The sequence below is a fragment of the Ilumatobacter sp. genome (assembly GCF_049588435.1).
Classification (GTDB): domain Bacteria; phylum Actinomycetota; class Acidimicrobiia; order Acidimicrobiales; family Ilumatobacteraceae; genus Ilumatobacter_A.
The window spans coordinates 1-4,453 of record NZ_JBAVYV010000238.1; the positions used below are offsets into that span (position 1 = coordinate 1).

A 4,453-nucleotide genomic window follows, 5' to 3' on the forward strand; every position below is an offset into this window, starting at 1 on the left:
GACGCGCATCAACGTCTACGAACGCTGGCGCGACCGGCCTGCGTTGGAAGCGTTCCGCGGTCAGGGTCCCGACGCCGACCAGATGTCCACCCTCGTTGCAATCGAGGTCGGCGAGTTCCAGGTCCAGCCAAACCGGAGCGATACATGAGACCGCTCCGCTATTCGATCAACATCACGCTCGACGGCTGCTGTCATCACGAGGCAGGGCTCCCCCCGGACGAGGAGTCGATGTGCTACTGGACTGCTCAGATGGAACGAGCCGATGCTCTGCTTTTCGGCCGAGTCACCTACGAGATGATGGAATCAGCGTGGCGGAAGCCGGCCACAGGCACGTGGCCCGACTGGATGGAGGAGTGGGAGATCCCCTTCGCCGAGACCATCGACGAGACCAAGAAGTACGTCGTGTCGAGCACACTGAACGGTGCCGACTGGAATGCCGAATTGGTGCGAGGCGACTTGGGGCAAGCAGTTCAGCGGCTCAAGGAGGAGCCAGGCGAGGGTCTGTGGGTGGGCGGCGTGACGTTGCCGCTCGCATTGGCAGATCTCGGGCTGATCGATGAGTACGAGTTCCTTGTCCAGCCCGTCGTGGCGGGCCACGGACCGACGCTGTTCGGCGGAGTGAATGAGCGGCTCGAACTGAAACTCGTCGGACGTCAGGAGTTCCGATCGGGAGCCGTCGCCCTTCGCTACCAATCCACTCCCAAGACCGCTTGAGGTCGGCCGCCTGCACGATCTGACTATGGCGCGTCACTGAGAACTGGCCAAGCGGCACCGCACATTCTCGAGCACCCAACCGAGCGCCGAGGTACCGTCCTGCTCGGTTCGCAGAGTCGAGGAGCAGCGTGGATCTGAGCGGGCCGGATAGGCTATGCGAGAGCGGTCTGCGCGATGGACGTAGCGGCGCGGTGATTACGCTTTCGTCATGGCAACGATCCTCACCGAACCGCCACTTGCCGGCGATGAGTTCGACACACTGATCGGCAGCCTCGAGCGGGCGCGCCGAACCCTCGAGTGGAAGTGCTCCGACCTCGATGCTGGGGCCATGGCCACCAAGATCGGTGCCTCCGACATCACCCTTGGGGGCCTTCTGCGTCATCTCGCTCGCGTCGAGGCCGTGACGTTCGCCTGGAAGCTGCATGATCGCGATCCTCATCAGCCCGACATGTCCGTCGATCCGGCCGAGGATTGGAAATGGACCGCGAACGATGACCCAGGTTCCGCATGGGCTGCGTGGCGTGGCGCCGTCAGTCGTTCACGTGAGCTGGTTGCCGAAGCATTCGCCGACGGCGGGCTCGGACGAGCGACGGGCCACGAGTTCGACGGCTGGGGCACACCCAGTCTGCGCCGTCTCCTCGTTGACATGATCGAGGAATACGCACGCCACGTCGGACACGCCGACCTCATCCGCGAAACCATCGACGGCCGCACCGGCGAAGACCCTCCGGACTGACCGCACCTTCGTTCGCTCGAACAATATGGGTGGGATCACCCGATCGAAAGTGCCGCTACGAGCGGTCTGTCGTTGAATGATGCGCCGCGGATATGCGTGCCCCACCCGAGGAGGAAGTTCAGGGATCCGAGCGACGTCTGGATGCTAAGTTCCGGGCGGGGTGTGCGATGGTCGTGCAGAGTGTGGTGTCGGGCGACGGTACAGAAATCGCCTACGCGGTGAGCGGGTCAGGTCCGCCGGTATTGCTCATTCACGGGTTCCCCGACGACCACACGTTGTGGGCCGCCCAGGCTGAAGCGATTGTCACCGCCGGCATGCAGGCCGTGGCTGTCGACCAGCGTGGCTTCGGTAGCTCAGGCAAGCCCCGCGATGCGACGGCGTACCGGTTGCACTTGGCGATGGCGGACATGCTTGTGGTGCTCGATGAGCTCGGGCACGACCGCGCTGCTGTGGTGGGCCACGACTGGGGTGCTGCTGTGGCGTCGGTGGTCGCCATGTTCGCGCCAGAACGCGTTGATCGACTTGTGCTCATCAGCGCGGGTCACCCTGGAGTGTTCCGCACGCTGGGTCTTCGCCAGTTCGAGCTTGCTTGGTACATGCAGTTCTTCCAGGCGCCCGAGATACCCGAGGAGTGGTTGAAGGCAGATAACTGGGCCAATCTGAAGGCCTGGGGTAGACATCCCGAGCCCGACGAGGTCATCGCTCGACTGTCGGAGCCCGGCGCGCTGACCGCGGCACTCAACTGGTATCGGGCGAACGCTGGACCCGAGATGATGCGTGCACCGACGCGGCCGCTGCCTCGCTTCACACAACCCACGATGGGGATCTGGCCAAGCGACGACCCCCACCTGATCGAGGAGTTCGTGACCGGTACGGCTGATCTCGTCGACAACTCATGGCGCTATGAACGCATCGAAGACGCCGGACACTGGGTCCAACTCGACCAGCCCCAAGCCCTGTCGCACCTCCTGATCGACTACCTCCAAAGCGACGCTGCACAGGCGTGACCTCGGCGTCGCCTCCACCGGATCGGAGAAGCTGTGCTCCAGCAGCGCTCACCCTGCCCGGGATCCGGGAGTGGAGAGCATCGAGTGCCTGACCGTTCGATCGGACCGCCAGTTCGAGCGTGTCCGAGTGGGTCGCCGCCCGAAGAGGTGCATCGATCTCGTGTGGTCCCACCTGTGAGTGCAGACCGTTGATCTCACCCCGCCGAGCCCTCAGCGACGATCACGGTCATCGTTGCGGTCGTGCCGTCCTGATCGGCTCGTTGGCTGACGGCGTCGTCCATCCGCGCAATGACAGCTCGCTGCTCTGAATCCGATAGCCCAGCGAACGTCGCCGCCCACGGCGTCGCCGAGATCAACTCAGGGAAGAACTCGCCCATCGCCGGCAAATCGATATCGAGGCGATGCTTGGTCACCTCGACGTCGACCAGACCGGCCTCGTGCAGCAGGGTCGACACGCCCGGTTCACCACCGAGCGCGTCGATGTTCGTCGAGCGGAACCCCGCAACCGCCTCAGGCGAGAGGTGTTCTTCGAGGGCATCGATCTGGCCGGCGATGAACGGGTTCTCCGCAAACGGTGCCCACACCGAGAACAACGCCCGCCCACAAGCACGAAGACATCGACGGGCCTCGCCCAACGCAGCCTCCGGCGACGGGAAATACTGCAGCCCCTGCTGGCACAACACCACGTCAACACAGCGATCATCGAGACCGGTGTCGTCGGCGGATCGCTCGCGTACCTCAATTCCGGCTGCGGTCTCCGCAACAGCGAGCATGATCGGGTTCACGTCAACACCAACGACCCGGTCCGCACCCACAATGCCAGCAGCCGCCCTCGCGACGAAGCCCGTGCCACACGCCATGTCCAGCACATGCTCGCTGCCAGTGAGACGGCTCTGCCCGACGAGGTGTTGCGCCCACGGCATCATGAACGCTGACGCGACTCGCTCGTAGTTCTCCGCCGCGTTTCCCGACACCTGATAGCCGGACTCGCCCATCGCTCGCACCCCCATGCGCTCGGTCGAATAGCGACGCTACTCCACTTCTCAAGTGCCCGGGGCACAATCTGGGGCACCTGACCGCTCGCTGTGGTGCCGGCGTGATCGGGTCGAGCGGTCTCTGCCGACGCACAATATGAGCGCGCGCGAGAGCGCACATCGGGATACAACCTCGCAGACTGCGGGCCACGCCTGCTGAGCTCGGCGATGGCTCTACTTCTAGGGGGCCGCCAACTGGGTGATGTCGCGCAGGTGATGGTGGCTCTCGTGCACCATCGCCACGGTCAACAGACCGAGTGGGGCAGGATTGCCATTGAACAGCAGCGTCCAGTCGAATGCGCCGCTGTCGAGACCCGCGAGGGCCCCGCGAGCCTGCTCACCAGCACGGTGGATTCGCGCCGACATTTCCATTGGGGCGACCTCGTTGAAGTGAGCGTTGTCGACATGTTCGTCTGGATCGACACCATTGATCGGTGCAAGCTCGTCAGGGTCGGCTATCTCACACATTTGACCAACGGACCCGTAGATGAACTCGACGTGACCGGTGTACTCGAGGATGCTCCAGGTCTCCGGCGATGGACGGCTGCTCAACGCTGGGCAGCCGCTCGCCGATGCGTCAGCGATGACCCCCTCGTATCCGATCGCGAGTCGCAGGAGTTCCGGGCCGAGTTGGTCGTAGGCGATTTGGCGAGGATCGAACTCGCACTCGGTACAGACCTCGGTGACGCCTTGCATATCTGCTCCTTCGTCAGGTAGCGCAAGACCCTAACAAAGCTCCCAAATTGGTGTGCCGGAACACCGGATTGAGGACGCGCGTTCTCGCGCGGGTGACCGCTCGCGGTCGTGCCGGTATCGGATAGGTGGTCACCGCGATCTGCTCCGTCGATATCGGACGGCTTCTTGCCAGCGTCCGCATTTGGTAGTCGCAGCGACGAGCGACGCTGAGCTTCTAACGTCTTGCTATGTCCCTTCCGATCGCAGTGGCCCGGTGATTCCGACAC

5 protein-coding genes are annotated in these 4,453 nt (G+C 63.8%); 3 read left to right on the forward strand and 2 right to left on the reverse strand.

Annotated elements, in window-relative coordinates:
- The first annotated feature begins 144 nt into the window (after window positions 1-144).
- The 3 genes from WBV89_RS09465 to WBV89_RS09475 all read left to right on the forward strand — a co-directional run bounded on the left by WBV89_RS09465 (window position 145) and on the right by WBV89_RS09475 (window position 2,457).
- Complete coding sequence (locus WBV89_RS09465; RefSeq protein ID WP_423981091.1) at window positions 145-714, forward strand: dihydrofolate reductase family protein; 570 nt, start codon at window positions 145-147, stop codon at window positions 712-714.
- Between the two features lie 208 nt (window positions 715-922).
- Entirely contained in the window at window positions 923-1,450 is a 528-nt protein-coding gene (locus WBV89_RS09470; protein WP_423981092.1) for a DUF664 domain-containing protein, read from the forward strand.
- A gap of 167 nt (window positions 1,451-1,617) precedes the next feature.
- Window positions 1,618-2,457 (forward strand): alpha/beta fold hydrolase, encoded by an 840-nt coding sequence (locus WBV89_RS09475; protein WP_423981093.1) that lies wholly within the window; start codon window positions 1,618-1,620, stop codon window positions 2,455-2,457.
- 194 nt (window positions 2,458-2,651) lie between these two features.
- On the opposite strand, the gene WBV89_RS09480 is transcribed toward WBV89_RS09475, so the two are convergent.
- Window positions 2,652-3,452 (reverse strand): class I SAM-dependent methyltransferase, encoded by an 801-nt coding sequence (locus WBV89_RS09480; RefSeq protein WP_423981094.1) that lies wholly within the window; start codon window positions 3,450-3,452, stop codon window positions 2,652-2,654.
- A gap of 219 nt (window positions 3,453-3,671) precedes the next feature.
- Complete coding sequence (locus tag WBV89_RS09485; protein ID WP_423981095.1) at window positions 3,672-4,187, reverse strand: hypothetical protein; 516 nt, start codon at window positions 4,185-4,187, stop codon at window positions 3,672-3,674.
- Between the last annotated feature and the right edge of the window lie 266 nt (window positions 4,188-4,453).

Coding starts and splice junctions, on each gene's coding strand:
- WBV89_RS09485 (WP_423981095.1), bottom strand. CDS start 4,187: ATGCAAGGCGTCACCGAGGTCTGTACCGAGTGCGAGTTCGATCCTCGC.
- WBV89_RS09480 (WP_423981094.1), bottom strand. CDS start 3,452: ATGGGCGAGTCCGGCTATCAGGTGTCGGGAAACGCGGCGGAGAACTAC.
- WBV89_RS09475 (WP_423981093.1), top strand. CDS start 1,618: ATGGTCGTGCAGAGTGTGGTGTCGGGCGACGGTACAGAAATCGCCTAC.
- WBV89_RS09470 (WP_423981092.1), top strand. CDS start 923: ATGGCAACGATCCTCACCGAACCGCCACTTGCCGGCGATGAGTTCGAC.
- WBV89_RS09465 (WP_423981091.1), top strand. CDS start 145: ATGAGACCGCTCCGCTATTCGATCAACATCACGCTCGACGGCTGCTGT.